The 26,992-nt window shown below is 74.6% G+C and carries 28 protein-coding genes and 1 riboswitch; of the genes, 10 read left to right on the forward strand and 18 right to left on the reverse strand.

The genetic code is table 11. From position 1 onward, the window contains the following. The first annotated feature begins 40 nt into the window (after nucleotides 1-40). Entirely contained in the window at nucleotides 41-757 is a 717-nt protein-coding gene (locus JOE35_RS05205; protein ID WP_209560197.1) for an alpha/beta hydrolase, read from the forward strand. Between the two features lie 117 nt (nucleotides 758-874). Here JOE35_RS05205 and JOE35_RS05210 read toward each other — a convergent pair whose 3' ends face one another. From JOE35_RS05210 to JOE35_RS05260, 11 genes are all read right to left on the reverse strand, one after another. Beyond that, the gene (locus JOE35_RS05210; protein WP_209560198.1) at nucleotides 875-2,167 is read right to left on the reverse strand and encodes a M18 family aminopeptidase; all 1,293 of its coding nucleotides are present in this window, start codon (nucleotides 2,165-2,167) and stop codon (nucleotides 875-877) included. Nucleotides 2,168-2,221: 54 nt separating this feature from the next. Continuing rightward, nucleotides 2,222-2,590 carry a hypothetical protein gene (locus tag JOE35_RS05215; RefSeq protein ID WP_209560199.1) on the reverse strand — a complete coding sequence of 123 codons (369 nt, stop codon included), beginning with the start codon at nucleotides 2,588-2,590 and terminating at the stop codon, nucleotides 2,222-2,224. Between the two features lie 60 nt (nucleotides 2,591-2,650). After that, complete coding sequence (locus JOE35_RS05220) at nucleotides 2,651-3,565, reverse strand: AlkA N-terminal domain-containing protein (RefSeq protein WP_307802947.1); 915 nt, start codon at nucleotides 3,563-3,565, stop codon at nucleotides 2,651-2,653. Further along, the gene (locus JOE35_RS05225) at nucleotides 3,562-4,161 is read right to left on the reverse strand and encodes a DNA-3-methyladenine glycosylase I (RefSeq protein ID WP_209560200.1); all 600 of its coding nucleotides are present in this window, start codon (nucleotides 4,159-4,161) and stop codon (nucleotides 3,562-3,564) included. The genes JOE35_RS05220 and JOE35_RS05225 overlap by 4 nt, the downstream gene beginning before the upstream one ends. After that, complete coding sequence (locus JOE35_RS05230; RefSeq protein ID WP_209560201.1) at nucleotides 4,158-4,820, reverse strand: methylated-DNA--[protein]-cysteine S-methyltransferase; 663 nt, start codon at nucleotides 4,818-4,820, stop codon at nucleotides 4,158-4,160. The genes JOE35_RS05225 and JOE35_RS05230 overlap by 4 nt, the downstream gene beginning before the upstream one ends. Further along, nucleotides 4,817-5,413: an RNA polymerase sigma factor gene (locus JOE35_RS05235; protein WP_209560202.1), complete on the reverse strand. Its 597-nt coding sequence runs from the start codon at nucleotides 5,411-5,413 to the stop codon at nucleotides 4,817-4,819. The genes JOE35_RS05230 and JOE35_RS05235 overlap by 4 nt, the downstream gene beginning before the upstream one ends. A 1-nt stretch (nucleotide 5,414) precedes the next feature. Then, nucleotides 5,415-5,939, reverse strand: a complete 525-nt coding sequence (locus tag JOE35_RS05240; protein ID WP_209560203.1) for a methylated-DNA--[protein]-cysteine S-methyltransferase — start codon at nucleotides 5,937-5,939, stop codon at nucleotides 5,415-5,417. A 294-nt stretch (nucleotides 5,940-6,233) separates the two neighbouring features. After that, on the reverse strand, nucleotides 6,234-6,512 hold the full coding sequence (locus JOE35_RS05245; protein WP_209560204.1) for an acylphosphatase: 279 nt from the start codon (nucleotides 6,510-6,512) through the stop codon (nucleotides 6,234-6,236). A 286-nt stretch (nucleotides 6,513-6,798) separates the two neighbouring features. Further along, entirely contained in the window at nucleotides 6,799-7,785 is a 987-nt protein-coding gene (locus tag JOE35_RS05250) for an aldo/keto reductase (RefSeq protein ID WP_209560205.1), read from the reverse strand. Nucleotides 7,786-7,834: 49 nt separating this feature from the next. After that, nucleotides 7,835-9,985, reverse strand: coding sequence for a collagen binding domain-containing protein (locus tag JOE35_RS05255; protein WP_209560206.1), 2,151 nt, complete (start codon nucleotides 9,983-9,985; stop codon nucleotides 7,835-7,837). 148 nt (nucleotides 9,986-10,133) lie between these two features. After that, the gene (locus tag JOE35_RS05260; RefSeq protein WP_209560207.1) at nucleotides 10,134-10,271 is read right to left on the reverse strand and encodes a hypothetical protein; all 138 of its coding nucleotides are present in this window, start codon (nucleotides 10,269-10,271) and stop codon (nucleotides 10,134-10,136) included. Between the two features lie 108 nt (nucleotides 10,272-10,379). On the opposite strand from JOE35_RS05260, the gene JOE35_RS05265 reads away from it, so the two are divergent. The 3 genes from JOE35_RS05265 to JOE35_RS16040 are packed head-to-tail and all read left to right on the forward strand — an operon-like array spanning nucleotide 10,380 to nucleotide 13,704. Further along, nucleotides 10,380-11,582: a winged helix DNA-binding domain-containing protein gene (locus tag JOE35_RS05265; RefSeq protein WP_209560208.1), complete on the forward strand. Its 1,203-nt coding sequence runs from the start codon at nucleotides 10,380-10,382 to the stop codon at nucleotides 11,580-11,582. Nucleotides 11,583-11,617: 35 nt separating this feature from the next. Further along, the gene (locus JOE35_RS05270; protein WP_209560209.1) at nucleotides 11,618-13,057 is read left to right on the forward strand and encodes an MFS transporter; all 1,440 of its coding nucleotides are present in this window, start codon (nucleotides 11,618-11,620) and stop codon (nucleotides 13,055-13,057) included. After that, on the forward strand, nucleotides 13,054-13,704 hold the full coding sequence (locus tag JOE35_RS16040; RefSeq protein WP_209560210.1) for a thermonuclease family protein: 651 nt from the start codon (nucleotides 13,054-13,056) through the stop codon (nucleotides 13,702-13,704). The genes JOE35_RS05270 and JOE35_RS16040 overlap by 4 nt, the downstream gene beginning before the upstream one ends. Nucleotides 13,705-13,797: 93 nt before the next feature. Here the strand turns inward: JOE35_RS16040 and JOE35_RS05280 are convergent, their stop codons facing one another. Continuing rightward, nucleotides 13,798-15,993, reverse strand: coding sequence for an MMPL family transporter (locus JOE35_RS05280; protein WP_209560211.1), 2,196 nt, complete (start codon nucleotides 15,991-15,993; stop codon nucleotides 13,798-13,800). Nucleotides 15,994-16,110: 117 nt separating this feature from the next. On the opposite strand from JOE35_RS05280, the gene JOE35_RS05285 reads away from it, so the two are divergent. The 6 genes from JOE35_RS05285 (at nucleotide 16,111) to ribH (ending at nucleotide 21,296) form a co-directional block, all read left to right on the forward strand. After that, complete coding sequence (locus tag JOE35_RS05285) at nucleotides 16,111-16,785, forward strand: MarR family winged helix-turn-helix transcriptional regulator (protein WP_209560212.1); 675 nt, start codon at nucleotides 16,111-16,113, stop codon at nucleotides 16,783-16,785. Next, a complete protein-coding gene (locus JOE35_RS05290) occupies nucleotides 16,782-18,206 on the forward strand; it encodes an L-serine ammonia-lyase (protein ID WP_209560213.1) in 1,425 nt (474 codons plus the stop codon). The genes JOE35_RS05285 and JOE35_RS05290 overlap by 4 nt, the downstream gene beginning before the upstream one ends. Nucleotides 18,207-18,283: 77 nt before the next feature. Then, entirely contained in the window at nucleotides 18,284-18,979 is a 696-nt protein-coding gene (locus JOE35_RS05295; protein ID WP_209560214.1) for a pentapeptide repeat-containing protein, read from the forward strand. Nucleotides 18,980-19,029: 50 nt separating this feature from the next. Further along, nucleotides 19,030-19,166: riboswitch (FMN riboswitch) on the forward strand. Between the two features lie 189 nt (nucleotides 19,167-19,355). Beyond that, the gene (locus JOE35_RS05300) at nucleotides 19,356-19,976 is read left to right on the forward strand and encodes a riboflavin synthase (RefSeq protein WP_209561885.1); all 621 of its coding nucleotides are present in this window, start codon (nucleotides 19,356-19,358) and stop codon (nucleotides 19,974-19,976) included. Further along, nucleotides 19,973-20,707, forward strand: coding sequence for a 3,4-dihydroxy-2-butanone-4-phosphate synthase (ribB, locus tag JOE35_RS05305; RefSeq protein WP_374099694.1), 735 nt, complete (start codon nucleotides 19,973-19,975; stop codon nucleotides 20,705-20,707). The genes JOE35_RS05300 and ribB overlap by 4 nt, the downstream gene beginning before the upstream one ends. 94 nt (nucleotides 20,708-20,801) lie before the next feature. After that, nucleotides 20,802-21,296, forward strand: a complete 495-nt coding sequence (gene ribH, locus JOE35_RS05310; protein ID WP_209560215.1) for a 6,7-dimethyl-8-ribityllumazine synthase — start codon at nucleotides 20,802-20,804, stop codon at nucleotides 21,294-21,296. 121 nt (nucleotides 21,297-21,417) lie between these two features. Here ribH and JOE35_RS05315 read toward each other — a convergent pair whose 3' ends face one another. The 6 genes from JOE35_RS05315 to JOE35_RS05340 all read right to left on the reverse strand — a co-directional run bounded on the left by JOE35_RS05315 (nucleotide 21,418) and on the right by JOE35_RS05340 (nucleotide 26,872). After that, nucleotides 21,418-22,221, reverse strand: coding sequence for a dienelactone hydrolase family protein (locus JOE35_RS05315; RefSeq protein ID WP_209560216.1), 804 nt, complete (start codon nucleotides 22,219-22,221; stop codon nucleotides 21,418-21,420). A gap of 84 nt (nucleotides 22,222-22,305) precedes the next feature. Further along, nucleotides 22,306-22,863, reverse strand: coding sequence for a TetR family transcriptional regulator (locus JOE35_RS05320; protein ID WP_209560217.1), 558 nt, complete (start codon nucleotides 22,861-22,863; stop codon nucleotides 22,306-22,308). A 66-nt stretch (nucleotides 22,864-22,929) separates the two neighbouring features. Further along, entirely contained in the window at nucleotides 22,930-23,415 is a 486-nt protein-coding gene (locus tag JOE35_RS05325) for a GNAT family N-acetyltransferase (RefSeq protein ID WP_209560218.1), read from the reverse strand. A gap of 48 nt (nucleotides 23,416-23,463) precedes the next feature. Next, nucleotides 23,464-24,918, reverse strand: a complete 1,455-nt coding sequence (locus JOE35_RS05330) for a serine hydrolase (RefSeq protein ID WP_209560219.1) — start codon at nucleotides 24,916-24,918, stop codon at nucleotides 23,464-23,466. A 62-nt stretch (nucleotides 24,919-24,980) separates the two neighbouring features. Next, nucleotides 24,981-26,375, reverse strand: coding sequence for a deoxyribodipyrimidine photo-lyase (locus JOE35_RS05335; protein WP_209560220.1), 1,395 nt, complete (start codon nucleotides 26,373-26,375; stop codon nucleotides 24,981-24,983). Further along, nucleotides 26,372-26,872: a MarR family winged helix-turn-helix transcriptional regulator gene (locus JOE35_RS05340; RefSeq protein WP_209560221.1), complete on the reverse strand. Its 501-nt coding sequence runs from the start codon at nucleotides 26,870-26,872 to the stop codon at nucleotides 26,372-26,374. The genes JOE35_RS05335 and JOE35_RS05340 overlap by 4 nt, the downstream gene beginning before the upstream one ends. Nucleotides 26,873-26,992: the final 120 nt, after the last annotated feature.

Here is a 26,992-nt window from a genome sequence, read left to right on the forward strand (position 1 = left end):
CCTGGCACGTCCGACGGCGCCCCTCGGGCAGGATCGGCGGATGACGACGAGCGCGCCCGGGTTCCTGCTGCTGCACGGCTGGCAGAACAGGCGCCCCGTCGACCACTGGCAGCACCAGCTCGCCGAGGAGCTCCGCGGGCGGGGGCTCGCCGTGCGCTACCCGCAGCTGCCCTCGCCCGACGAGCCCGACCCGGCAGCGTGGGAGGCGGTGGTCAGGTCGGAGCACGCCGCCCTCGGTCCCGGCCCGGTGACGGTCGTCTGCCACAGCCTGTCGACCCTGCTCTGGCTGCGGATCCAGGCCGGGGCCCGCCCGCTCGCGGCCGACCGGGTGGCGCTCGTGTCGCCTCCCTCGCCCGAGCTGATCGCCGGGCAGGACGCCGTGCACGCGTTCGTCGACGGGGGCCGGGCTGCCGGTGGCGACGCCGTCGGTGCGGAGACCGCGAGCGCGGAGCCCGCGGGTGCGGAGGCGGCGGACTCGCCGGAGCCCGCGGGTGCGGAGGCGGCGGACTCGCCGGAGCCGCTGCTGTTCGACGGCCGCCTCCTGGGGACGGGTGCCGTCGGCGACGCCGTGGTCGTGGCCGGCGACGACGACCCGTGGCTCCCGCTCGGCCTCGGCGACACGTGGCGCGGCCGCCTGGACGCCCGCCAGGTCGTCGTCCGCGGCGGCGGACACCTCACCCCCGACTCGGGCTACGGGCCCTGGCCGGCGATGACCGCCTGGGCCCTGGGCCAGCGAGGCGAGGTCGCGCTCGGCTGACGTGCAGGGCGGCTGGCGGCCGCATGGCTGCGTCGGCAAGGCGGGCGGGTTCGTCCTGCACGGGCGCACCCGACGGCCCGCTGACGACGGACCCGCCCGCCCCGCGAGGACGAGCCCCTAGGAGGCGGGGGCCAGGAACGCGGCCGCGGCAGCCGAGAGCGAGGCCGGGTCGTCCACGCCGCAGAGCTCGCGTGCCGAGTGCATGCCGAGCAGGGGCACGCCGACGTCGATCGTGCGGATGCCGAGGCGCGTCGCGGTGATCGGCCCGATGGTCGACCCGCAGGGCACGCTGTTGCTCGAGACGAACTCCTGGAACGGCACGCCGGCCTGCTCGCACGCCCGCACCCACTCGGCGGCGCCGAGGCCGTCGGTGGCGTAGCGCTGGTTCGCGTTGATCTTCAGCAGCGGCCCGCCGTTGACGACGGGCTGGTTCGCGGGGTCGTGGCGCTCGGGGTAGTTCGGGTGCACGGCGTGGCCGGCGTCGGCGCTGAGGCACCAGGAGGCGGCGAGTGCGCGTCGGTGGTCGGTCGCGTCGGCGCCGAGCCCGGCCGAGACCCGCGCGAGGACGTCCTCGAGGAACGGCCCGGCGGCGCCGGAGGGGGTGGCCGACCCGACTTCCTCGTGGTCGAACGCGGCGAACACGGCCACGTGGTCGAGGTCGGTGTCGGCATCGGCGTCGGCGACCGCGAGGAGGGCCGCGAGACCGGCGTGGGTGGACGACAGGTTGTCCATCCGGCCGGCCGCGAACAGCTCGCCCGAGAGACCGAGCACGGCGGGGGCGGCGGTGTCGGCGACGACCACGTCGTAGCCGACCACGTCGGAGCCCGAGAGACCGGCGAGGCCCGCGAGGTGACCCAGCACGTCGGCCTGGTCGAGCGGGCCGGCTCCCACCACGGGAGCGAGGTGGCGCTGGGGGTCGAGCTTGAGCCCCTCGGAGTTGACGCCCCGGTCGAGGTGCACGGCGAGCTGGGGGATGCGGAGCAGAGGACCCGTCCGCACCAGGTGCGTCTCGCCAGAGCGTGTCACGAGCCGACCGGCGAACTCCAGGTCGCGGTCGAGCCAGGAGTTGAAGAGCGGACCGCCGTAGACCTCGACGCCCGCCTGCACCCAGCCGCGCGTGCCCGTCGTGGGCTTCGGCTTGAGCTTGAAGCCGGGGGAGTCGGTGTGCGCCCCCACGACCCGGAACGGCGTGGTCGACGAGGCCCCGCCCGGCTCGACCCACGCGATCACGGCACCGTCGCGGACGACGTAGCGTCGCCCGGGACCGGTGGGCCACCCGGCCGTCTCGTCGAGGGCCGTGAACCCGGCCGCGTCCAGCCGACGTGCGGCCTCGGCCGCGGCGTGGAAGGAGGAGGGGGACGCCTGGATGAAGGAGGCGAAGTCGTCGAGGTGCGCGCGCGAGGAAGTCATCCCCACCAGCTTGCACCATCCCGCCGACGGCACACCCGAGTCAGCATCGCGCCCTCAGCGCCCGCCGCTGCCGGTGACCTGTGCCCCGGGCTCGGCGCCGCTCTCGCCGCGGCCGTCCTCGTCGTCGGCCGTGAGGCCGGCCGTGCGGTCGCCCGAGACGCCCGCGGGGTCGACGGCGACGTAGCCGTCCTCGCCCGACATCGGACCGCCGAGACGCTCGGTGACGTCGCCGTCGGGCGTGACGTCCCTGCCCCTGGCAGGACGGCCCTGGGTGTCGGTGGCGCCGTCGGCGGGGTGGCCGGCCGTGCCGGCAGCGGCTGCCTCGTCGTGGGAGGCGAGGGCCGCCTCCTCGACCCGCCCCTGCAGGGCGCTGCCCCCGGTGGCGTGGTCGTCGGCGGAGTCGTGGTCGTGTGTGTCGCTCATGGGGTTCGTCCTCTCGTGGGGCGGATCGAGTCCGACAGTAGGCGTCGCGCGGACTGCGGGTCAGGGGACGGTCGGCAGGGCGTGCGACCACAGGTGGAAGAGCGCGTAGGCCCGCCACGGTGCCCAGGGCGCGGACGCGACCTCGGCCTGCTTCGTCGTGACGCCGCCCAGCGCCCGCCTGAGCACGAGGTCTCCGGCCGGGTAGGCGTCGCGGTCGCCCAGGGCGCGGACGGAGAGGTAGTCGACCGTCCAGGGGCCGATGCCGGGCAGGGCCAGCAGGGAGGCCCGCGTCGCCGCGCGATCGCCGTCGGGGGAGATGACGAGGCCCTCGGCCACGGCCTCGGCGACCGCGTGCAGGGTGCGGCCGCGCGCTCCGGTGACGCCGACGGCGGCCCGGAGCTCGTCGACGGGCAGGGCCGCGACGACGTCGGCCCGGGGGAACCTGCGGAGGCCCGTGCCTGCGACGTCGCTGCCGAGCGCCGTGACGAGCCGTCCCGCGAAGGTGCGGGCGGCCGCGAGCGAGACCTGCTGCCCCAGCACGGTGGTGACCGCCGCCTCCCAGCCGTCGGGGCTGCCCGTGATGCGGATGCCCGGTCGTGCGCGGACGAGCGGGCCGAGCACGGGGTCGTCGCCCAGGCCGGCGAGCACCGCGCCGGAGTCCGCGTCGAGGTCCAGCCACCGACGGACCAGCCGCTCGACCCGGTCGCGGTCATCTGGCGAGGCGGCGAGACCCGAGGAGGCGGTGGCCACGACGTCGACACCGCTCGGCTCGAGCCGCAGGTCGAGCCGCAGCACGCGGCTCGGTTCGTCGGCCGTGGCCACGTCGACGAGGCGCGAGTGCGTGCCCGCGGCGACGTCGGTCAGCTCGGCGCCCGGGACGGAGTGCGCCGCGAGCAGGCCGATCGCGTGAGCGGCGTCGTACGGGCCGTCGGTCTCGAGCCGCAGCTCGAAGGGGCGTGCCGCGAGGTCGGTCACGGGGTCGTGCTCCAGACGCCCGACGAGCCCCGTCGGTGGCTGTCGACCAGGTGGGTGTCGACGATGCCGGTGGCCTCCATCAGCGCGTGCATGGTCGTCGGGCCGACGAACGCGAAGCCGACGGCCTTGAGCGACTTCGAGAGCGCCACCGACTCGGGCGAGGTCGTCGGCACGTCGGCGAGCTCGACGGGGCGAGGAGTCTCGGCCGGCCTGTGCGACCACACGAGCTCGACGAGCCCGCCGTGCTCGCGCAGGGCCACGGTCGCGCGGGCGTTCGTGATCGTCGCGTCGATCTTGAGCCGGTTGCGCACGATGCCCGCGTCGGCGAGCAGGCGTTCTCGGTCGGCGTCGTCGAAGCTGGCCACCACGTCGGGGTCGAAGTCGCGGAACGCCGAGCGGAAGGCCTCGCGCTTGCGCAGGATGGTGGCCCACGACAGCCCCGACTGGAAGGCCTCGAGGCTCAGCCGCTCGAAGATCCCGCGCTCGTCACGGACGGGCATGCCCCACTCGGTGTCGTAGTACTCGCGCATCAGCGGATCGACGGCTGCCCACGGGGGCCGGGCCAGGCCGTCGTCACCGACCACCACGCCGCTCACGAGCGGGCTCCCGACGCGAGCTGCGACTCGAGCCCGAGCAGGACCGCCTTCGCGGCCTCGCCGCCGCGGTACCGGCCGGGGGTGCCGTCGCTGCGCACTACGCGATGGCAAGGCACGACGACGGGCAACGGGTTCGTCGCGCAGGCTGTGCCGACGGCTCTGACCGCACGCGGGCTGCCGCTCGCCGTGGCGACCCTGGCGTAGCTCGCCGTCTCGCCGTAGGGGATCTCGGGCAGGTGCTCGAGCACCGTCCGCTGGAAGCCCCTCGACAGCCGGCGATCGAGCACGAGATCGAAGCCTCGTCGACGGCCGGCGAAGTACTGGTCGATCTCGACGGCGACGTCGTCCAGACGACGGGCGGACCGCAGCACCCGGGAGCCGACCTGGACGGCGACCCGGTCGAGCACCGCGTCGTGGTCCTCGACCTCGAAGGCGACACGGAGGAGGCCGACGTCCGTGGCGCAGAGCAGCAACGGCCCGACGGGCGACGGGACGGTCCGCCAGAAGACGTCGACGGTGCCGACGGCGGCCGCCTCGTCGGCGAGCCGGTCGCGGAGCAGGTCGAGGTGCTCGTCGAGGCGGGGGCCCGCCTCGGTGCCGGTCGCCTCGGCGAGACGGCGCTGCAGCGCCGTGTCGACGTCGGGTGCGGTGTCGGTCATCGCCGTGCTCCTTCTCGGGGCGTCGCGTGTCGGGGGGATGTCGGAAGGGAGAATTCCTCCCAGGCAGGGGCAGGGGCAGGGGCAGGGGCAGAGGCAGAGGCAGGGGCGGCGGCGGTCTCGTCGCCCGGGCCGAGCACCCGGCGGAGCGCGGCGACGCCGTCGGCGGCGGCGCGTCGACAGGCGGCGTGGCTCCGGCCCGTCAGCTCGGCGACCTCGAGGTGGCTGAGCCCGGTGAGGTGGTGCAGCACCACCGCGTCGCGTTGCCCCTCGGGCAGGGACCGGACTGCGCGGAGCAGTGCGTCATCGCGAGCCAGCAGCTCGTCGAAGGAGACCGGCGGCGCGGACTCGGGCACCAGCTCGACGGGCTGGGGTCGACGGCTCTTGCCCCGGATGACGTCGAGTGCCTTGCGACGGGCGACGGTGACGAGCCACGCCTCGACGTTGACGTCTGCCGGCAGGTCTGGCCACGCGACGAGGGCGGCCAGGAACGTCTCGGACCAGGCATCGTCGGCGTCGGCCGCGTCGAGCAGGGCCCGGCAGACGCGGAGCACGGTGGTGCCGTGCAGCTCGACGACACGATCGAAGGGAGGCACGTCAGAAGAGCCGACCGGAGCCGGACGCCGACGGGGCCTCGTGGTCGAGCAGGAACCGCTTGCGGTCGAGCCCGCCGGCGTACCCGGTGAGGGAGCCGGCCGAGCCGACGACCCGGTGGCACGGCACGACGATGCTCAGGGGGTTGGCCCCGTTGGCCGTACCCACGGCCCGGGCCAGCCTGACGTCGCCGAGGCCGAGCGCGAGCTGGCCGTAGGTACGCGTCTCGCCCCACGGGATGGCAGCGAGCTGCTGCCACACCCGCTGCCGGAACTCGGTGCCGACCGGGGCGAGGGGCAGGTCGAAGACGCGACGCTCGCCGGCGAACCACGACGCGAGTTGGCTCTCGACCTCGACGAAGTCGGAAAGCCCCGTGCCCACCGCCGATCTCGGACCGAACCCGGCCGGATCGGGCAGGCGGCGGTGCTCGGGGAACCAGAGGCCGGTCAGGCCGTCGTCACCGCCGACGAGGGTGAGGGTGCCCACGGGGCTGTCGATCGTCGTGTGGACGACGGAGATCGTGCTCATGGGGGCTCCTGTCTCGGCTGATGGTACTCATCATGGAGACGCACGACGCGCCTCCTTTGTGAGGTGCGGGTGGTGAACCTGCGCGGGCTGCACCGATCGGAACATGAGCCGCGAGTCTCAGCGGACGCCCCGGCGCAGCCTGGTACTACTGATGGCGCGCCCTTCGAGGGCGCCACCGGCCCGGTCCGGGGACTCCACGCTGTCGGGTGCGTGCGAGCACCCGGGCCGGGTCCTCTCGTCCGGGGCCGCGCAGGTCGGTGCCGGTGGGCGCGAGCCGGTGCCGGTGGGCACGGGTCAGTGCCGCGTCTCGAAGCCGCCCTCGCCGGTGGGGGCGATCTCCTCCACGTCGACGCGCGACACGTCCGCGCCGGCGGGGCCCTCCTCGAGCCAGGCCAGCAGCTGCCCGACGGCCGCAGGCGTGCCCTCGACCTCCACCTCGACCGTGCCGTCCGGCCGGTTGCGCACGAAGCCGTCGACGCCGAGGCGGTCCGCCTCGCCCTCGGTCGAGAAGCGGTACCCGACGCCCTGCACGGTGCCGTGCACCAGGGCGCGCCGTCTGATCACGTCGTCCATCGCTCGACCGTACCCGCGCCTCCTCGGCTCGGCTCGTCGCGCGCCCCGCCACGCGCCGCGCCTCGTGCCCGGCGACTCCAGCGCGACGAATTGCAGCTCTCGCACGTCGCGCGCTCGAGGGCGGGTCGACGTCGTCGAGGGCGGGTCGTCGCGGACCCGCCCTCGATGCAAGCGACCCGCCCTCGACGGAAAACCGAGCAGGAGCAGCTACAGCAGCAGCTACAGGAGCAGCTACAGCAGCGACTGCAGCAGCAGCTACAGCAGCGACTAAAGCAGCGGCTACGAGCTAGCGGTCGATCGTCGACATGTCCGCGTAGCGATCGCCCTTCGGCGCCGCCACGTCGTCGAGCTGGTGCACCTGCTCCTCGTTCAGCTCGATCGCGTCGGCCGCCACGTTCTCGTCGAGGTAGGTGCGGCGCTTCGTGCCCGGGATCGGCACGATGCCCTCGCCCTTGGCGAGCAGCCACGCGAGAGCGACCTGGCCGGGCTTCGCGCCGACCTGGCGGGCGACCTCGTCGACCTGCTCGACGATGCGGACGTTGGCCTTGAGGTTGTCGCCCTCGAACCGCGGGTTGAAACGACGGAAGTCGTCGTCGGCCAGCTCGTCCACCGAACGGAGCGCGCCGGTGAGGAACCCGCGTCCGAGCGGCGAGTAGGGGACGAAGCCGATGCCGAGCTCACGCACGGTGGGCAGCACCTCGGCCTCCGCGTCGCGGCTCCAGAGCGACCACTCGGTCTGCAGCGCCGTGATCGGGTGCGTGGCGTGGGCGCGACGGATGGTCTCGGGTGATGCCTCCGACAGCCCGAGGAACCGCACCTTGCCGGCCTCGACCAGCTCGCCCATCGCGCCGACGGTGTCCTCGATCGGCACCAGGGGGTCGACTCGGTGCTGGTAGTAGAGGTCGACGTGGTCGATCCCGAGCCGCTTCAGCGAGCCGTCGATCGACTTGCGCACGTACTCGGGGCGACCGTCGATCGCCCGCTCGGCTCGCGCCTCCGGGTCGGTGACGTTGCCGAACTTGGTCGCGACCACTGCGTCGTCCCGACGGCCCTTGAGCGCCCGGCCGAGCAGCTGCTCGTTCGTGTGCGGGCCGTACATGTCGGCCGTGTCGAGCAGGGTGACCCCGCGGCCGAGCGCGGCGTGGATCACGCGGACCGACTCGTCGTCGTCGGTGCCGCTGCCGGTGTAGAAGGCGGACATGCCCATCAGGCCGAGGCCGATGCGGCCCACGTCGAGTCCGCCGTCGACGCTGCCGAGTGTGGTGTTCTTCATGACGTCAGGCAACACCCGTGCGCTGTGCGCCGTCCGCAGGAGGCGCGGGTCAGCCCCGCGAGGAGCGCGCCTCCGCCACCGTGGCCGGCGCCATACGACGACGCCGCAGCGCGGCGCTGGCGCCCACCAGGCCGAGACCCGCCGCCAGCAGCCCGCCGGCGAGGAGGAGCGGCTGGTCGACGTCGCTGCCGGTGAAGGCGAGCGGCCCGCGACCGCCGGCCGCGCCGGTGCTCGTGCTCGTGCCGCCGGTCCCGGGGCCGCCGGTGCCCGCACCGCCCGCAGGAGGTGTGCTCGGCGTCCCCGCACCCGGGTCGGTCACGGGCGGCTCGACCGGCGGCTGGACCGGAGGCACCTCGGCGGCGGCCAGCGTGAACGGCCCGATCGTCCGGCTCGCGTCGGCGACGACGGTGGCCGGCTGCAGCACGCCGTCGACGGTCAGCGTGTACTCGCTGCCGAACACCAGGCCGTCGAGCACGAAGCGCCCGAGGGAGTCGGTCGTCGCCGTGACCACGGGGTCGACCGGGGTGGTGGTGTCCACCGGCGTGGCGACGACGACGATGCCGGGTGCCGCCGCTCCGTCGGAGTCGAGCACGGTCCCGTCGATCAGCACCTCGGGAGCAGGCACGACGAGCTCGAACGGCGGGGGCGTCTCGCCGAGCGCGGGCGCCGTGAAGGGGATCGGGTTCTCGGCGTCGTCGCCGACGACGATGACGTAGTCGCCGCCCGGCGTCAGCCCCTCGGCCTCGAAGCTGCCGTCGGGACCGGTCACCACGGACACGTCAGGGCCCGTGGGCTGTGCGGTCGCGTCGTCGGGAACGGGGACGAAGTCGAGGGTCTCGTTCGCCGCGGGCGTGCCGTCGGCGTTCGTGATCGTGCCGCTGACCTCGACGGTCTCCGGGGCCGCGGGGATCGCGTAGACACGGTCGCTCGGCTGGTAGGCCACGTACGCGGTGCCCGAGGCCACGTCGACCACCGAGTAGAGGCCCTCGGGGTCGAGGCCGGGGACCGCGAAGCGGCCGTCGGCGCCGGTCGTCGTCGTGCCGAGGGGGTCGGTGTCCCCGTCCGCGAGCAGCTGGAGCACCCTGCCGGGGGCAGGCTGTCCGTCGACGGTCACGACGCCCGTCAGGGACGCGGTCACAGGAGGCGCGACGACGGTCGGGAAGGCGAAGTCCAGCCCGCCGAGGTCGCCGGTCGCGAGGGAGAACGGCAGCGGCGTGGCCGGCGCAGAGCCGTCCGGCTCTGCGATCGACACCGAGTAGCCGGGCGCGGCGACCAGGGCGCCGAACGAGTACGAGCCGTCCGGCCCGGTCTCCGTCGTCCCGACGACGTCGCCCGCGGCGTTCGTCACCGTCACGCGGGCGCCTGCGTACGGCGTCGCCGCCCCGCCCGTCCCCACTGTCGCCGTCCCCGACGCGCTGAACGTCTTCGTCGCGAACCAGGTCTGGTACACGGGGAACCCGGAGCGCTGCTGGTACGTGATCGTCAGCGTCTCGAGCGGCACGCTCGGGCTGAACCAGCCGGCGGCGCCCTCGGTGTCGGCGGCGGCGGCGTTGCCGACCAGCGTCCTCGTGGCGGCGTCCCAGCGGGGCTGGTCGCCCGTGCCGGCGCTGTCGCACGACGGTGTGCCCGTGCCGGCGCAGTAGTTGTACGTGCCCTGGAAGCCGAGCTGCGCAGCAGAGACGGGCGCGCCTCCGACGCCCGTGGCGGTGATCGTCGCCTGGTCGGCGTCGATGTCGCCGAGCACGAACGACCAGCCAGACGAGGGCGTTGCCGACGCGAAGGCGTAGGTCGTCACGGCGGCACCGGCCGCGGTCGGCGAGTCCTGTGACGGACGCTGGTTCAGGTAGGGCAGCCCACGGCTCGTGCCGTACTGCGCGCCGGGCGGGGTCGAGGCTGCCTGCCAGGTGCTCGAGCCGCTCGGCACGGTCGCCTGTCGCGAGGTCGAGGTGAAGGTCGTGGCGGGGAACCCGCCGGCGAGGGTCATCGTCCCGGTGTAGGCGCGGGCCGAGCCGGAGACCTGGAACTCGCCCCAGGACGACCCCTGAGCTGCGGAGGCGCCGGTCGCGCCCCCGAGGGCGAGGGCCAGGGCGACGACGCCGGTGGTCGTCGCGGCGGCGAGGCCGCGGAGCGACGCTCGACGCGGCAGCCACGAGGGCCGAGCGGGACGAACGGCGGAGCTGATGGCGGAGCGGTCGTGCATGCGGGCCTCACAGACGGGAGACCGTGGCGCCCCCGGCCTGAGGTTATTTCACGAAAGGCCCTCTTGTCACCCGCTGGCCGCAACGCGACGAGACACGGCCCCTGCGGTCAGGGGGATCACGCTGCCGTGACGTCCCCCGACCGTCGGACTAGCGCTTCTTGACGTTCGAGACCGCGTCCTCGGCGTGCGACGCGGAGCCGCTCTTGGCCTTCTTGTCCGCGCGCTTCTCCTTGAGGCTGCGGACGGCCACCTTCGCGGTGGTCTTCTTCGCTGATTTCTCTGCCATGGTGGTGCCTCCGTCGTCGGACCGAGCTGGTCCGGTGCGCGGAGCTTACGGCCACATCGTCCCCGCGCCTCCCTCACCGGGCACTCTCACGGCTCGTACACTGCGGGCATGGCCCGCGCCTCCTCGACCGGCCCGCCGACCGGCCCGCCGACCGCAGCATCGAGCGGTCGCACCTCGACGGCGCACCTGCGCGACGTCGCCGTCGCCCGCACCGCGGCCCAGCGCATCAGCGTCCCGGGCGAGCCGACGGTCGCGGCGACCGCCAGGGCGATGCTCGGCACACAGGCGCAGGACCTCGCCGCGGCGACCTGGAGCCTGGCGCTGCGCACGTCGGGCGCCGACGCGGCAGCGGTGCAGGCCGCGCTCGCCGACCGCAGCGTCGTGCGTGGCTGGCCTGCGCGAGGCACGCTCTTCCTGGTCGCGGCTGACGACCTGCGCTGGCTCACCGAGTTGCTGGCGCCGCGCTCGCTCGCCGCGAGCGCGGGCCTCTGGCGCCGGGCAGGCCTCGAGCCGCGGCACTTCGCCCTGGCCGAGGAGGCGGTGGTCGCGGCCCTCGCCGAGCACGGCCAGCTCTCGAGACCCGACCTGCTCGGGGCCGTCGCCCGTCACGGCGTCGACACCGCGGGCGAGCGGGGCTCCCACCTGCTGCGCTGGCTGAGCGCCCGGTGCGTGATCGTCTTCGCCGCGCCTCGGGGCACGCAGCAGCGCTTCGCCCTCTTCGAGGAGTGGATCCCCGCCTCCCGCCGCATCGACGACCGGGAGGAGGCGCTCGCCGAGTACGTCCGCCGGTGGCTGGCGCGGCGGGGCCCGGCGACGGTGCGCGACCTCGCGTGGTGGGGCGGGCTGACCCTCACCGAGGCGCGGCACGCGGTGTCCCTGGTCGACGACGTGGAGACGACCGTCGTGGGCGACGCGACCTGGATCGAGCGGGCGGACGCAGGAGCCGAAGGGGCTGGAGGAGGGAATGCCCGGCAGGCGCGTCCTGCACGAGGCGACCTCCGCCTCCTGCCGCCGTTCGACGAGCTGCTGCTGGGCTACGGGGCACGGGAGGCGTCGCTCGACCCGGCCGACGCCTCCCGTCTCGTGCCTGCCTCGAACGGCCTGTTCCTGCCGGCCGTCACCGTCGACGGTCGCGTGGTGGGGACCTGGCGGCGCACCGTCGCGCGCGGCACGGTCGCGGTCGAGGTCGATCCCTGGGTAGCGTGGACCGAACGTCGACGCGCCCAGGTGCGACGCCGGGCCGAGCAGTACGCGCAGCACCTCGGCCTCGCGCTCGCCGAGGGCTCCGCGTCGACGCCCACGCCGCCCTGACCCTGCGTCGTGCCGTCCTCAGCCCAGGAACCTCGATGACCGACGACGTCACGCCCCCCACGCCCGGCACGGCCAGCACGGCCCCCGCTCCCGGTGCGCCGCACCCGCCCGGCGCGGCCCCGACCCGCACCGAGCGGCTCGACGAGCTGCCCTTCACGCGCAAGCACGGACGCCTGCTCGTCGGGTCGGGCCTCGGCTGGGCCCTCGACGCCCTCGACGTCGGGCTGCTCTCGTTCGTCATCGCGCAGCTCGCCGTCGTCTGGAGCAGCGACAAGGGCGCCCTCGCCTTCGTCGCGTCGGCCGGCTTCGCGGGCATGGCGATCGGCGCCGCGGTCGGCGGCTCGCTGTCCGACCGGCTCGGCCGCAAGACGGTCTTCGCCCTGACCTTGCTCGTCTACGGGCTCGCGACCGGTGTCAGCGCGCTCAGCTGGTCGGTCGGCGCCCTGCTGGTGCTCCGCTTCGTGGTCGGCCTCGGCCTCGGTGCCGAGCTGCCGGTCGCCTCGACCCTCGTCTCGGAGTTCTCGCCCCGCCGCATCCGGGGCCGCGTCGTCGTCCTGCTCGAGGCCTTCTGGGCGCTCGGCTCCATCGCCGCCGCGCTGGTGGGCTACCTCGTGATCCCGACGAGCGACGACGGCTGGCGGTGGGCGCTCCTGATCGGCGCGCTGCCGGCCCTCTACGCAGTGTTCGTGCGTCTGCGGATGCCCGAGTCGGTGCGTTTCCTCGAGTCGAGGGGTCGGCACGACGAAGCCGAGCGCACGGTGCGCGCGTTCGAGGAGGCGGCGGGCGTGACCCAGCCGGTCGCGGCACCGCGAGCGGCGGCCGCAGTGCCGTCCGCCCCTGCCGACGCCCGCCCCGCCGACGCGCCTCGCGCCTCCTCCGCGGCCGCGCTGCTCCGGGACGGCCTGCGCCGCCGCACCGTCGCGATCTGGGTCGTCTGGTTCATGACCAACTTCTCGTACTACGGGGCCTTCGTCTGGCTGCCCACGCTGCTGGTCGAGGCGGGCTTCCCGCTCGTGAAGTCGTTCGAGTACACGCTGCTCATCACGCTGGCGCAGCTGCCCGGCTACGCCGCCTCGGCCTGGCTGATCGAGAAGTGGGGCCGTCGCGGCACGCTCGCCGTGTTCCTCCTCGGGTCCGCGGTCGCGGCCACCGCGTTCGGCTTCGGCGCCGTGAGCGGCAGCGCGACGCAGATCGTCGTGTCGGGCATGTTCCTGTCGTTCTTCAACCTCGGCGCGTGGGGAGCGCTGTACGCCGTCACGCCCGAGCTCTACCCGACGCGGCTGCGCGGCACGGGCGCGGGCTGGGCCGCGGGAGTGGGGCGGATCGCGTCGATCGCGGCCCCGCTGACCGTGCCGCCCCTCCTCGTCCTCGGCGGCACGCCGGTGCTCTTCGCGGTGTTCGGCGGGGTGTTCGTCGTCGCGGCCGTGGCCGCGCTCGCCCTGCCCGAGCTGCGCGGCACGAGGCTGGCCGAGTGAGCCGCTCGACCGCGGCGTCGCGCCGCCGCACACGGGACCGGTCCCGCTCACGCGCCGGCGGTCGCCGTGCCCTGCTCGGCCTGGCCGTCGTCGCCGTCGGCGCCGTGGTCGTCATCGCTTTCCCGCAGCTGCTCGACGGGGGATCGCCGGACGGCTCCTCCGGCAGCGCGGGAACCTCGGCGTCGACCGGTGCGACCGCGTCCGTCCCCTCGAGCGTCCCGCCCGCAGCCGTGGCCGCGACCGTCGAGCGGGTCGTCGACGGCGACACGGTCATCGTGGTCACCGCAGCCGACGGCGCTCGCGAGCGCCTCCGCCTGATCGGCGTCGACACCCCCGAGACCGTGAAGCCCGACGCCCCGGTCGACTGCTTCGGCCCCGAGGCGAGCGCGTTCACGACCGACGCGCTGCCCGTCGGCTCGACCGTCTGGCTCGAGGACGACGCCTCGCAGGGCGACGCCGACCGCTACGACCGGCTGCTGCGCTACGTCTGGACCGAGGGGGGCAGCCTGCTGAACCAGCAGCTGGTCGCCGCGGGCCTCGGCACCGAGGACACCTACGACCAGCCGTACCGCTACCGGGACGCGTTCGTCGCCGCGGAGGCCGCCGCGCGCGACTCGGCCGCCGGCCTCTGGGGCGCCTGCCGCTGACCTGCCCGCCGCCGAACCGTCACGAAGTGCTCTCGCCGGCCGTCGGAAGAGCACTTCCTGCCGGTTCGTCCCGGCCGGGACGGGCGAGAGGCCTCAGATCCTCCGCTGGAGGGGCTCGGAGGTCGATCCGCGGCCTCTCGCCAGGTCCCGGCGAGCTGGCCGGCTCGGCCACCAGAACGCGTCGCCCGTGAGGAACACCAGCGCCGGCACCAGCACCGTCCGCACGACGAGCGTGTCGAGCAGCACTCCGATGCAGACGATGACGCCGACCTGCGTGAGCGCGACGACGGGCAGCACCCCGAGCACCGCGAAGACGGCGGCGAGCAGCACGCCGGCGCTCGTGATGACCGCTCCGGTCGAGGACAGGGCGCGCACCATGCCCTCGCGGGTGCCGTGCCGCAGCCGCTCCTCCTTCGCCCTCGTCGTCAGGAAGATGTTGTAGTCGACCCCCAGCGCCACCAGGAAGAGGAACGCGTAGAGCGTGACGCTCGTGTCGAGGGCCGGGAACCCGAGGAGGTGCGTGAACAGCCACGTCGCCGCCCCGAGGCTCGCCGCGAAGGTGGCGAGCACCGACGCGATGAGCAGCACCGGCGCCACGAGCGAGCGCAGCAGCACGGCGAGGATCGCGAACACGATCGCGAGGATGACCGGCGCGATCAGGCCGAGGTCGTGGGAGGCGGCGGTGCGCTCGTCGTAGGCGGTCGCGTCGGTGCCCCCGACGAGGGCGTCGGCCACCGCGCCTCCGTCGTCGTGCAGGGCGTCGCGCAGGGCCTGCACGGTCGTCGACGCCTCGTCGCTCTCGGGCTCGGCGTCGAGCTGGACGTCGACGCGGGTCAGGCCGTCCGCCTGCTCGCCGGCCGCGGCGCTGGCGACGCCGTCGACACCCTCCGCCACCCGCACGACGTCTGCGGCGGCGGTGGTCGGCGCGAGCACGATCGTCTGGCTGGTGAGCCCGGCCGAGAACGAGTCGTCGACGATGCGCTGGGCCGTCACCGAGTCGGGGTCGCCGAGCAGCTGGTCGGTCTGCGAGAGGCCGACGGCGTAGCCGCCGAGGCCGAGGCAGAGCACGCCGATGCCCGCGACCGCGGCGACGGCGACGCGGCCGGGACGGCGTTGGACGCCACGGCCGAGGCGCTCCCAGAAGCCCTGGCGGGGACGAGCGTGGCCCGCGTCCCCGGTGTCCGTGCCGATGCTCGAGGAGGCAGAGGCAGAGGCAGAGGAGGCAGAGGAGGAAGAGGAGAAGGCAGAGGAGGAGGAGGAAGAGGAGGCGCGGGGCACGAACGGCCAGAACAGCCCGCGTCCGCAGACCACGAGCGCCGCCGGCAGCACCACGAGCGCGAAGGCGATCGCGACGACGACACCGATCGCACACGCGAACCCGAGTGCGCGGTTGCCCGACAGCTCGGCGAGCAGCAGCGTCGCGAGGCTGAGCGCGACGGTCCCGCCGCTCGCGGCGATCGCCGGGCCGGCGCTGCGCACGGCCGTCCGCATCGCCTCGTGCCGGTCGGGCCGTGAGAGCAGCTCCTCGCGGTAGCGGGCGACCAGCAAGAGCGCGTAGTTCGTGCCGGCGCCGAAGACGAGCACGGAGAGGATTCCCGAGATCGACGCGTCGACGGTCACGCCGAACGGCTCGGCCAGCGCGGCGACCACCCGGCCCGCCAGGAAGTCGGCGACGCCGACGACGACCAGCGGCACGATCCACAGGACGGGGCTGCGGTAGGTGACGATCAGCAGCACGGCGACGACGACCACGGTGACGAGCAGGAGGCGGAAGTCCGCCCCCGCGAACGCGTTCGACACGTCGTCCTGGAACCCGACCGGCCCCGTCAGGTACGCGCTGAGACCGTCGGGCAGGCCGGCCGAGGCGGCCTCGCGGAGGCTCGTCGCGGTGCCGCTCACGTCGGCCTCGACGTCGGCGGCGGACAGCGGCACGGCGACGAGCGCGGCAGAGCCGTCGTCGCTCAGCTGCGGTCGGACGGCCTGCGGCGTGGTCGACTGCTCCGCGAGTGCGGACGCGGCCGTGTCGACCGCGGCGAGGTCGGCGCTCGACAGCTGCGCGCCTCCCCGGCTCCAGACCAGGATCCCCACGGTGGCGTCGGCCGACGGGAACTCGTCGAGCAGCGCGGTCACCTGCGCCGCCTCGCTCGAGTCGGGCAGGCCCGACGGCGGGAACGCCTCGTCGTCGCCCGAGGGCAGCAGGGCGAGCAGCAGGGCGACGACGACGAGCGTGCCGCCGAGCACCGCCCAGGCGGTGCGGTGTCCGCTGACGAGTCGGGCGAGTGCGCGCACGGGGCCCTCCGAGGATGGTCGAGCAGGATGACATGGTTCGTCGACAAAGAGTCTTAGCAACTGAGACTATGGCACACGAGACGCTCCGCGTCCGCGAGAATCAGACGAGGAGGCGCGATGACCGACACGACGACGACGCCCGGCCCTCGAGGCGGCGGCACCGCAGCCGGCGGCGAGCACGGCACCGCAGCCGGCGGCGAGCACGGCGGCGTGCGCGCCGGTGCCCACGTTGGTGCCCACGACGACGTCGTGCGCCGTGACGTGGTCACGTCGATGCAGCGCCTGACGACCGAGTCGCAGCGCGTCGCCCAGGCGTTCGCGGGGCAGCAGGGCCTCGGCCACATCGATCTCGAGGCGCTGCTGCACGTGATGCAGGCCGAGCAGCGCGGCGACCCCGTCACGTCGGGCCGACTCGGCGAGCTGCTCGGGGTCACCTCGGGCGCCGCGACCGGCGTCATCGACCGGCTCGAGCGCGCCGGCCACGTGAACCGCAGCCGCGACGACGCCGATCGGCGCCGCGTGCTGGTGCACTACTCGGAGGCGGCCCGTGCGGTCGCCGGCCAGTTCTTCGGACCCCTGGGCCGGCTCAGCGCGACGGTGATGGACCAGTTCGACGCCGCGGAGCTGCGCACCGTCCAGCGGTTCCTCGCCGACATGTCCCTCGCCATGGCCGAGCACGCCCGCGGCACGGGCGACCGCTCGGCGGGCGCCTCCGCCGCGGCCGCCGCGGCCGCCGTCGGCACGTCCGAGCCGACGCCAGCCTCCCCGACAGCACCAGGAGCAGCACGATGACCGACTACGTCTCCGGCCTCGACCTCTTCTCGATCGGCATCGGCCCCTCGAGCTCGCACACCGTGGGCCCGATGCGCGCCGCCAGGCTGTTCCTCGAGACGGTGCGCGACGCCGGCCGGCTGGACGACGTCGCCCGGGTCGAGGTGGTGCTCTACGGCTCCCTCGCCGCCACGGGCCTCGGCCACGGCACCCCCTCGGCCGTGCTCGCCGGCCTCGCGGGCCTGGCGCCTGAGACGGGCGACCCCGCGACCATCTCGCGGATGCAGGAGGCGGTCGAGGCGGGCGGCGGCATCCGCCTCCTCGGCACCCACCAGATCGCCTTCGCCCGCGGCGACCTGCGGATGGCCCCGCTGACCCGGATCCCGCGGCACCCGAACGCGATGGGCCTCGAGGCCCTCGACGCAGCGGGGCAGAGCATCGCCCGCGACACGTTCTTCTCGATCGGCGGCGGCTTCGTCGTTCGCGACGGCGACGACGAGCACGCCGTGCCCGCCCGCGAGGCGCCGCTCGCGTTCCGCGACGCCGACGACCTGCTCCGGCTCTGCGACGCCGAGGGGATCGGCATCGCCGAGCTGGCCTGGCGCAACGAGGTCGCCCTGCACGGCGAGGAGGCGGCGCGGACCGGCCTCGACGCCCGCTGGGCCGCGATGGAGGCGTGCATCGACACCGGCCTCGCCACCTCCGGCGTGCTGCCGGGCTGGATGAAGGTGCCGCGTCGCGCCCGCCAGGTCGCCGAGCGGCTGCGCCTGCAGGAGGAGCGGGCAGAGCGGTACGCCCTCTCCGGCACCGCGATCGAGCAGGGGCAGGCGTCGTCGCTGCTCACCTCCGACCTGCCCGCCCAGTGGCTGCAGGCCTACGCCATGGCCGTCAACGAGGAGAACGCCGGCGGCGGACGCGTCGTCACCGCGCCGACGAACGGCGCCGCGGGCATCGTGCCGGCCGTCGGCTACTACGCGATGCGGTTCCACGGAGCGACCCGCGCCTCCCTGGCTCGCGACTACCTGCTGACCGCCGCCGCGATCGGCTCCCTCTACAAGCGCAACGCGTCGATCTCGGGTGCGGAGGCCGGCTGCCAGGGCGAGGTCGGCTCGGCCTCGTCGATGGCCGCGGGCGCGCTCACCGGCCTGCTGGGCGGCACGCCGCGCCAGGTCGAGAACGCGGCCGAGATCGCGATGGAGCACCACCTCGGCCTCACCTGCGACCCGGTCGGCGGCTTCGTCCAGGTGCCCTGCATCGAGCGGAACGCCATCGCGGCCGGCACCGCCGTGGCCGCCGCGCGCATGGCCCTGCTCGGCGACGGGAGCCACGTCGTCAGCCTCGACACCGTGATCGAGACGATGCGCCAGACCGGGCGCGACATGGCCGACAGCTACAAGGAGACGAGCCGGGCGGGCCTCGCGGTCAACGTCGTCGAGTGCTGAGCGTCGTCGGGTGCTGAGCGTCGTCGGGTGCTGACGGAGGCGCGGGCTCTGTCGGACCCCGCCGATAGCGTGGTCGCATGACCCCGCCGCGCCGCCCCTCCGCCCGTTCCGTCGCCAGCGCGAGCGGCGGCACCGAAGCCCCGCGGCTCGACCCGCTCGACCCCCAGGGCCTCGTCGACATGGGGGCAGACCTGCTGGGGCCGCGCGACCACCGCGAGCTCGAGCGCTTCGTCGACGCCGACCTGGTCGACCGCGACCTCGAGGGGTCGTCGTTCTCCGAGTGCGTGTTCGAGTCGCCGCGGCTCGGCGGCGCGCGGCTCCGCGGCACACGCGTCGTCGAGTCCGTCCTCTCCGACTCGTTCGCCCCCGAGCTCTCGTCTGCCAGGGCGACCTGGCGCGACGTCCGGGTCGAGCGGCCGCGCTGGGGCTCGGCCGAGCTGTTCGACGCCTCGTGGCAGTCGGTGCGGATCGTCGGCGGCAAGATCGACTACCTGAACCTCCGCGGCGCCCGGCTGACCGACGTCGTGCTCGAGGGCTGCGTGGTCGGCGAGCTCGACCTGCAGGGGGCAGAGGCGCTGCGCGTCGCCCTCGTCGACTGCCGTGTGGGCACGCTCGACCTGACGGGCGCCTCCCTGGCCCACACCGACCTGCGCACCACCGACCTCGACCGGCTCGACGGGCTCGACGGCCTCCGGGGCGCGACGATCGACCACCTCCAGCTCGCGTCGCTCTCGGGCGTGTTCGCCGCGCACCTCGGCGTCGTCGTCGACTGAGCGGCAGCCCCGCGGTGGCCATGGCGGCGGTGCTAGGGTCGCCGTGAGCAACGCGCTCCGGGGTCAGTGCAAATCTGAACCGGCGGTCACAGCCCGCGAACCGGCACGACGCCCCTCGGGGAGTCGTCCGGCCGAACCGGTGGAACTCCGGTGCCGACGGTCACAGTCCGGATGAGAGGAAGCGCGGGCCGGGCGTCGTCTCCGCGGAGCGCGCCCAGCCGAGCGACACTGCGTCGTCCCCCGGAGCCCCCTTCCGGACGGAGACCGACATGACCTCGCTGCACCGCACCTCGTGCGCCCTCGACCCTGCCCTGCGGGCGACCGCTCGCGCGACGGCCCGCGCGGCCACCGCCCCGACCGCGACGGCGGGCCGCTGATGTTCACCGGGCTCGTGGAGGAGGTCGGCGAGGTCGTCCGGATCGACGACGCCGGCGACAGCGTCCGCCTCACCGTGCGCGGACCGCTCGTCGTGGACGACGCCGGGCACGGCGACTCGATCTCGGTCAGCGGCGTGTGCCTCACCGTCGTCGACCGCAGCGAGGGCGCGTTCACCGCCGACGTCATGAAGCAGACGCTCGCCGTCAGCACCCTCGCGGGGCTGGGCGAGGGGTCGTCGGTCAACCTCGAGCGCGCCGCCCGGGTGGGCGACCGTCTCGGCGGGCACATCGTGCAGGGCCACGTCGACGGCACGGCGTCCGTCGTCGAGATCGAGCCGGGCGAGGCCTGGCGCCGTGTCCGGCTGACGCTCGACGACGAGCTGTCGCCGTTGCTCGTCGACAAGGGCTCGGTCACCCTCGACGGGGTCAGCCTCACGGTCAGCGCGATCAGCGAGCCGCACGAGCAGCCCGGCTGGTTCGAGGTGAGCCTCATCCCCGAGACGCTCGCGGCGACGACGCTCGGCCAGGCGGTCGTCGGCAGCAGGGTCAACGTCGAGACCGACGTGGTCGCTCGGCACGTGCGCCGCATGCTCGCGCTCGGCGCGGGGGCGACGTCGTGACCGGCGAGCACGGTGCCGCCGCCGCCGCCCCCACGGCGGCCGACGAGGCAGGCGCGCCCGGCGTTCCTCCCGTCACCGACCCGGGTGCCGCGGCCGAGGCGGCCGAGGCGACGGGCGCCTCCTCGATCGAGGCCGCCCTGGATCACCTGCGGCAGGGGCGTCCCGTGATCGTGGCCGACGACGCCTCACGAGAGAACGAGGGCGACGTCGTGCTCTCGGCCGAGCTCGCCACCCCTGAGTGGCTCGCCTGGACGGTCCGTGTCTCGTCCGGCTTCGTCTGCGCGCCGATGGCGGCGGAGATCGCGGACGCCCTCGACCTGCCGCCGATGGTCGCCCACAACGAAGACGCGCGCGGCACCGCCTACACGGTAAGCGTCGACGCGTCGGCCGGCGTCACGACGGGCATCAGCGCCTCCGACCGGGCGACGACGCTCCGGACGCTCGCCGACCCGGCGTCGGTCCGCGACGACCTTCGCCGCCCCGGGCACGTGCTGCCCCTGCGCGCCCGTCCCGGCGGCGTGCGCGAGCGGAACGGGCACACGGAGGCGGCGGTCGACCTGATGCGCGCCGCGGGCCTCCGCCCCGTCGCGGCCATCAGCGAGATCGTGGCGGACGACGGCGAGATGATGCGCTGGCCGGGCCTCGTCGAGCTCGGCGCCCGCGACGGCGTGCCCGTCGTGTCCATCGCCCAGCTCGTCGTCTGGCTCGACGAGCGCGACCGCCAGGCCTGAGCTCGACCGCGGCCCGATCACCGCCGGCGGCCACGCCGACCGCCGGGCCGTCGTCCACCTACCCACCCGCACCACACCACCCGAGGAGACACACATGAGCGTCGAGGGCGCCCCCACCGAGATCGACGTCGACGGGACCGGCGTCCACGTCGCGATCGTCGCCGGCACCTGGCACGAGACCATCACCGACGGGCTGCTCGCCGGTGCGCTCGCCACCGTGGAGCGGCTCGGCGCGACGGCCGAGGTGCTGCGCGTGCCCGGCAGCTTCGAGCTGCCCGTGGTCGCGAAGGCGGCGCTCGAGGCCGGGGCCGACGCCGCCGTGGCGCTCGGCGTCATCATCCGGGGCGGGACGCCGCACTTCGAGTACGTCTCCGACGCAGCGACGTCAGGGCTGCTGCGCGTCTCGCTCGACACGGGCAAGCCCGTCGGCTTCGGCGTCCTCACCCTCGACGACGAGCAGCAGGGCCTCGACCGGGCCGGCCTGCCCGGCTCGAAGGAGGACAAGGGCGCCGAGGCCGCCCACGCCGCCGTCGCGACGGCCGTCCAGCTGCGGGCGATCGCCGCGGGCGGCTCGGGCCACGTGGCCTAGGGGGCCTGCCTGGCCTCACGGTCGGCGAGTTCGGCGAGCCCGGCGTCGAGGGACCGGGTCTGCATGGGCCCACCCCGTCGCCGTCCCTTCTCCCCTGCGGGGAGCACGCGGCCGGTCGCGCCTAGAGCACCTCGTCGAAGAAGGCGCGCATCTGCGCCCACGAGCGCCGGTCGGCGACGGCCTGGTACTGGGCGCCGTGCTCGGGGGAGTCCGTGCCGGGCACCGCGAAGGCGTGCATCGCGTCGCTGTAGCTGACGACCTGCCAGTCGGGAGCGCCCGCGGTGCGGAGCTCGTCCTCGAAGGCGACGACGGCGTCGTCGGGCACGACGGGGTCGGCTGTGCCGGTCATGACGAGCAGCGGAGCCTGCACGGCGCCCTCCTCGGCGGGCAGCTGCGTGCCGAGGCCGCCGTGGAACGACGCGACCGCCGCGACGTCGGCGCCCGAGCGCGCGAGCTCGAGGGCGCCCGACCCGCCGAAGCAGTAGCCCATCACGGCGATGCGCGCGGGGTCGACGCCGGGCTCGGACCGCAGCCGCTCGAGGTTGGCCGCGAGTCGTGCCCGGAACGCGGGGACGTCCCCGTACCAGGCGCCTGCCTGCGCCGCCGCCTCCTCGGGCCCGGGGCGGACGCCCTGGCCGTAGACGTCGCCGGCGAGGGCGACGTAGCCGAGACGGGCGAGCATCACGGCCCGCACCTTGACGTGGTCGACGACGCCGAACCAGTCGTGCAGCACGAGCACCGTGGGGCGCAGCCCGTCGGGGCCGGCGGACGAGGCGGCGTCCGGGCTCGCGAGCCAGCCCTCGAGGGCCGTCCCGTCGTCGTCCCAGACGACGTCGCCGCCCTGGACGGTGCCGGTGTCGGGCACCGTGTCGAGCACGGTGCGGAGTTCGGGGGAGAGGTCGGGCAGCAGCTCTGTGGTGGTCACGAGCGCGACGCTACTCCGGGCGGGGAGGCGAGGGCGCACCGAGGAGGGGGCGCCAGGAGGCGAGGGGACGCGAGGAGGCGCGGGTCAGCCGACCAGGCGCCTCACGGCCTCCTCCACGACGTCGCAGCGTCGCTCGTGCGGGCCGCCGTGCAGGTTCGTCGCGGACGGCGTCACGAACCAGCCGAGGACGACGCCGAACACCATCGTCAGGAGCTCGTCGGCGTTCCAGCCCGGCGCGATGTGGCCGGTCTCCTGCGCCTCCTGCACCGCGGCGCGTCGCGCCTCGAGCTGGGCGTGGTCGACCACGCCGGGGCTCGGCAGCGAGGCGCCCTCGATCTGGCCCCAGAGCAGCATGCGGGCGTCGTCGGGGTGCAGGGCCAGGTGGTCGTAGAGGCGCCGGGCCCAGCCGGGGAGGTCGTGCGCGTCGAACGGGATGGCCTGCACCCAGCGGTCGATGCTCTCGCCGAGGACGGCGTCGAAGAGGTCGCGCTTCGTCGAGAAGTGCGCGTAGAGACGCTCCTTGCTCGCCTCGGCCTCACGCGCGATGGTGTCGATGCGGGCCCCGGCCAGGCCGGTGGCGGCGAACTCTCCCCTCGCGGCGGCGAGGATGCGCTCTCGGGGCGGGGTGGCACGGCGTTCCATGGCCCGAGTGTAGGGCCGGCCGCGACCGGACGCGACGGTCCGGTCGCCGAACGGCCAGGGCCGCTCTCAGCGCGACGTCGCCGCTCGCGACATCGGCACGTGGGGGATGCCGTCCTCGAGGAACCCCGGGCCGTCGACGGCGAAGCCGAAGCGCGCGTACCAGCCCTCGAGGTGCGCCTGTGCGTCGAGGCGCACGAGGCGCCCGTCGGCGCGCTCGAGCGCGAGGCGCATCAGGTCGGCGGCGAGGCCGCGTCCGCGGGCGGCAGGCGCGGTGGCGACCCGGCCGATCCGCAGGGCGTCGTCACCGCCGTCGTCGACACTGTCGTCGTCACCGCCGTCGGCGTGGTCCACGAGCAGGCGCACTGTGGCGAGCACCTCGTCGTCCTCCTCGGCCCAGAGCATCACCGCGTCGGGCTCGACGTCGCGTCCGTCGAGCTCCGGGTAGGCGCACTCCTGCTCGACGACGAAGACGTCGACGCGCAGCCGCAGCAGGTCGTAGAGGCGCAGGGGGTCGATCTGGGCGACGGAGGAGATGCGGATCTGGACGGTCACCTCACCAGGCTAGGGCCCCGGGGCACCAGCGAGGGCCGGCGGACGCCGTCAGCGCGCCGGGACCGCCCGCACCGCGATCGTCTGCACGCGCGGCCTGCCCTCTGGCGTCAGCCGGATCTCGATCCGCAGCGATCCACGCCGTGCGGGCAGGTGCCAGACGCGGTGCGAGGGCACGGACGAGGAGGCGGCGGGCACGTCGGGCTCGTCGCGCACGATCGAGGGGGCGTCGGCCGGGGCACCCTGCGGGTCCGTCAGCCCGCCCAGCGACTCGACCGCCTCGCCCCAGAGCCGGCGTCGTCGTTCGAGCGGCACGTCGAGCTCGACGTTCTCGCTGAGCAGTCCGCCCGGGACCTCGCCGCCGCGCACGACGGCCTCGACGGCCTCGGCCGCCGCGAGCGTCTCGGGCCAGGGGCGCACGACGACCCGCGCCTCCTCGGCGTCGGTCATCATGCCGTCGAGGGCGAGGCCCACGGGCACGGACACCTGCGCGTAGGTCGCGTTCTCGAAGCCGACGACTCCGAGCCCGGTGGCGGTCTGCCAGCGCATGTGCGCCGAGAACCCGGGGTAGCCGCCGCTGTGCGAGACGACCGTGCCGAGATCGGGGTAGTGCTCGACGACGAGGCCGAAGCCGTAGCCGGAGGGATGCGCCCCGAGGCCGGGCACGAAGCGCTGGAGCTGCTGCATCTCGCGACGGGAGGCGCGGCTCAGCACGCCGTCCACGTCGCCTCGCCCCTCGTCGTCGAAGGCGGACGCGAGCCAGCGCGCCCAGCGGGCGAGGTCGGTGGTCGTGCTGAACAGGCCGCCGATCGGCGAGAAGGCGCCCGGGCCCGAGAAGGGCAACGGCTCCCAGCCGTGGTCACCGCGTCGGTGCCCCACGGCGAGGCCGCCCGAGGCGTCGACGTCGCGGGTGAAGCCCGTCGACGTGAGGCCGAGCGGCTCGAGCACCGTGCGCTCGACGACCTCGCGGTACGGGCGGCCCGTGACCGTGGAGACGACACGTCCCAGCAGGGCCCAGCCGAGGTTCGAGTAGGCGAAGGCCGTGCCCGGCACGCTGTCGAACCGGAGACCGCCGCGGAGCAGGGCGTCGAGCTCGTCGTCCGTGATCGACTCCTGTCGGTCGCCCCACGGGTCGTCGGTGGGGAGTCCGCCCGACATGGTCATCAACATCCGTACCGTCGGCACGGGGGAGTCAGGGGCGGGCAGCACGACGTCGGCGAACGCGGGCACGAAGTCCGTGACCGGTGCGTCGAGCACGAGCCGCCCCTCGTCGCGGAGCGCCAGCAGCGCGACGGCGGTGAAGCTCTTGGTGCACGAGGCGACGCGATAGGCCGTGTGCGGGCCGGGCACGGGGCCCGAGGGGGTGCCGTCGAGCGTGCCGCGGCTGCCGTGGTGGGTGACGCCGTCGTGGTCGAAGGTCGCGAAGACCGAGCTCGGCGCCTTCTCGTCGGACTGGCGGGCGTCGAACACGGCGTCGACGCCGGAGGTGCGGGGCGAGCTGGTCATGGTGTCTCTCGTCGGGAGGCGGCGTGCGTCAGGCGGCGGCGTGCGTCAGGAGGTGCGGCGGGTCACGACGCGGCAGGCGGGGTGCGCCGCATCTTCTCGTAGGCGTCGAGCGCCTCGCGTCGGGACTGCTTCAGGTCGACCATCGGCTCGGGGTAGGCGTCGTCGTCGACCTCGGGGACCCACTCGCGCACGTAGCCGCGGTGCCCGTCGAACTTGCTGGCCTGCAGCTCGGGGTTGAAGACGCGGAAGTACGGTGCCGCGTCGGCGCCCGAGCCGGCCGTCCACTGCCAGTTCGCCGGGTTGTTGGCCTCGTCGGCGTCGACCAGGGTGTCCCAGAACCACTCTTCGCCCACACGCCAGTCGACGAGGAGGTTCTTGACCAGGAAGCTCGCCGTGACCATCCGCACGCGGTTGTGCATCCAGCCCGTCGTCCAGAGCTGGCGCATGCCGGCGTCGACCAACGGGATGCCGGTCGTGCCGTGCCGCCAGCGCTCGAGGTCGGCCTCTGGCAGGTCCTCCCACGGGAACGCGTCGAACTCGGGCCGGTAGTTCTTCGTCGCGAGGTGCGGGTTCGCGAACAGCACGGTGTGGTTGAACTCGCGCCAGACCAGCTCGCGGAGGAACCCCTGCGCCTGCTCGCGGGAGGCGGCGGGCAGGTCGGCCTGCATGCGGTGCCAGACCTGGAACGGGCTGACCTCGCCCCAGCGGAGGCGGGGCGAGAGACGGCTGGTCGCCTCCTGCGAGGGGAAGTCCCGCTGGTCGTAGTCGGCGAGGTGACCCGTCGCGAACTCCTCGAGGACGTCGAGGGCGGCGGACTCGCCCGGCGTCCACGTCTCGCGGAGGCCCGCGGCCCAGTCGGGCTGCGTGGGCAGCAGCTGCCAGGAGTCGAGGTCGTCGCTGGCCGGTGCGGCGTCGGGCGGCGTGAGCTGCTCGGGGGCGGCGAGCGGCTCGCGCGGCTCTGGCCGGCTGAGGCAGGCGCGCCAGAACGGCGTGAACACCTTGAACGGCTCGCCCGACCCCGTCTGCACCGTCCACGGCTCGAACATCAGCGAGCCCTGGAAGCTGTGGGCGTCGACGCCGTCGTCGTGCAGCGCCGTCTTGAGCGCCGCGTCGACCTCGCGGGCGGCGAGCCCGTAGCGACGGTTCCAGAACACGGCGTCGGCGCCGACCTCGGAGACGAGTGCCGGCACCTCTGCGGCGGCCGCGCCCCTGCGCAGCGTCAAGGAGACCCCCAGCTCGCGGAGGTCGTGGTCGAGCGAGGCCAAGCTGTGGTGCAGCCACCAGCGCGCGGCCCCGCCGAGGGCCCGGATGCCGGGCGACCGCTCGTCGAGCAGGTAGAGCACCACGACGGGGCCGCCGTGCTGCACTGCCGCGTCGAGGGCCGGGTTGTCGGCGATCCGGAGGTCGTCGCGCAGCCAGACGATCGCCGGGCCGGTGGTCGAGGAGGCGGTGCTCACGCGGTGGCGTCCGTTCCGGGTGCGGAGACGGCACCCTCGTCGTCAGGCGCGGGCTCGTCGCCGGTCGATCCGGCGCGCAGCCGGGTGCACAGGTCGGTGAGCGTGACGAGCTCGTCGTGGTCGAGGCTGCCGCCGACGCGTCGGGCGATCGCCGCGGCGTGGCTGACGGCGGTGCGGCGATAGAGGGCGGACCCTTCGTCGGTCATCGACACGATGATGCCGCGGCCGTCGCCGGGGTCGCTGTGCTTCACGACGATGCCACGGGACGCGAGACGGTCGACGAGACGGCTGATGCTCGGCTGCGTCAGGAGGAGGTGGCGGGTGAGGTCGCGGATGCGGGCGCTGCGGCCGGGCTGGTTCGAGAGGTTGAACAGCACGTCGTACTCGTTGAACGAGATCTCGTCCGTGGGGAACTGGGCGTTCAGCTCACGCATCACCGTGACCTGCGCTCGGAAGAGCGACTCCCAGGCGCCCACGGCCACCGCTGTCTCGCTCATGCTGCTCCTCGTGCTCTCGGTCCTCTCGAGAGTCTAGGGAAGACCGCCGACACGGGGCCGACGGGGGCAGGGAGCCCTTCTCGCGAGCGGGAACGACAGAGGGCCGGTCGCTGAGCGACC

This window comes from Frigoribacterium sp. PvP032, from assembly GCF_017833035.1.
Lineage (GTDB): Bacteria > Actinomycetota > Actinomycetes > Actinomycetales > Microbacteriaceae > Frigoribacterium.

What these genes read in the sequence shown, in the direction of transcription:
- JOE35_RS05205 (WP_209560197.1), top strand. Translation starts at nt 41, where the DNA reads ATGACGACGAGCGCGCCCGGGTTCCTGCTGCTGCACGGCTGGCAGAAC.
- JOE35_RS05215 (WP_209560199.1), bottom strand. Translation starts at nt 2,590, where the DNA reads ATGAGCGACACACACGACCACGACTCCGCCGACGACCACGCCACCGGG.
- JOE35_RS05260 (WP_209560207.1), bottom strand. Translation starts at nt 10,271, where the DNA reads ATGGCAGAGAAATCAGCGAAGAAGACCACCGCGAAGGTGGCCGTCCGC.
- JOE35_RS05230 (WP_209560201.1), bottom strand. Translation starts at nt 4,820, where the DNA reads ATGACCGACACCGCACCCGACGTCGACACGGCGCTGCAGCGCCGTCTC.
- JOE35_RS05320 (WP_209560217.1), bottom strand. Translation starts at nt 22,863, where the DNA reads ATGGAACGCCGTGCCACCCCGCCCCGAGAGCGCATCCTCGCCGCCGCG.
- JOE35_RS05240 (WP_209560203.1), bottom strand. Translation starts at nt 5,939, where the DNA reads ATGAGCACGATCTCCGTCGTCCACACGACGATCGACAGCCCCGTGGGC.
- JOE35_RS05295 (WP_209560214.1), top strand. Translation starts at nt 18,284, where the DNA reads ATGACCCCGCCGCGCCGCCCCTCCGCCCGTTCCGTCGCCAGCGCGAGC.
- ribH (WP_209560215.1), top strand. Translation starts at nt 20,802, where the DNA reads ATGAGCGTCGAGGGCGCCCCCACCGAGATCGACGTCGACGGGACCGGC.
- JOE35_RS05340 (WP_209560221.1), bottom strand. Translation starts at nt 26,872, where the DNA reads ATGAGCGAGACAGCGGTGGCCGTGGGCGCCTGGGAGTCGCTCTTCCGA.
- JOE35_RS05285 (WP_209560212.1), top strand. Translation starts at nt 16,111, where the DNA reads ATGACCGACACGACGACGACGCCCGGCCCTCGAGGCGGCGGCACCGCA.
- JOE35_RS05330 (WP_209560219.1), bottom strand. Translation starts at nt 24,918, where the DNA reads ATGACCAGCTCGCCCCGCACCTCCGGCGTCGACGCCGTGTTCGACGCC.
- JOE35_RS05255 (WP_209560206.1), bottom strand. Translation starts at nt 9,985, where the DNA reads ATGCACGACCGCTCCGCCATCAGCTCCGCCGTTCGTCCCGCTCGGCCC.
- JOE35_RS05270 (WP_209560209.1), top strand. Translation starts at nt 11,618, where the DNA reads ATGACCGACGACGTCACGCCCCCCACGCCCGGCACGGCCAGCACGGCC.
- JOE35_RS05210 (WP_209560198.1), bottom strand. Translation starts at nt 2,167, where the DNA reads ATGACTTCCTCGCGCGCGCACCTCGACGACTTCGCCTCCTTCATCCAG.
- JOE35_RS05300 (WP_209561885.1), top strand. Translation starts at nt 19,356, where the DNA reads ATGTTCACCGGGCTCGTGGAGGAGGTCGGCGAGGTCGTCCGGATCGAC.
- JOE35_RS05265 (WP_209560208.1), top strand. Translation starts at nt 10,380, where the DNA reads ATGGCCCGCGCCTCCTCGACCGGCCCGCCGACCGGCCCGCCGACCGCA.
- JOE35_RS05290 (WP_209560213.1), top strand. Translation starts at nt 16,782, where the DNA reads ATGACCGACTACGTCTCCGGCCTCGACCTCTTCTCGATCGGCATCGGC.
- JOE35_RS05250 (WP_209560205.1), bottom strand. Translation starts at nt 7,785, where the DNA reads ATGAAGAACACCACACTCGGCAGCGTCGACGGCGGACTCGACGTGGGC.
- JOE35_RS05245 (WP_209560204.1), bottom strand. Translation starts at nt 6,512, where the DNA reads ATGGACGACGTGATCAGACGGCGCGCCCTGGTGCACGGCACCGTGCAG.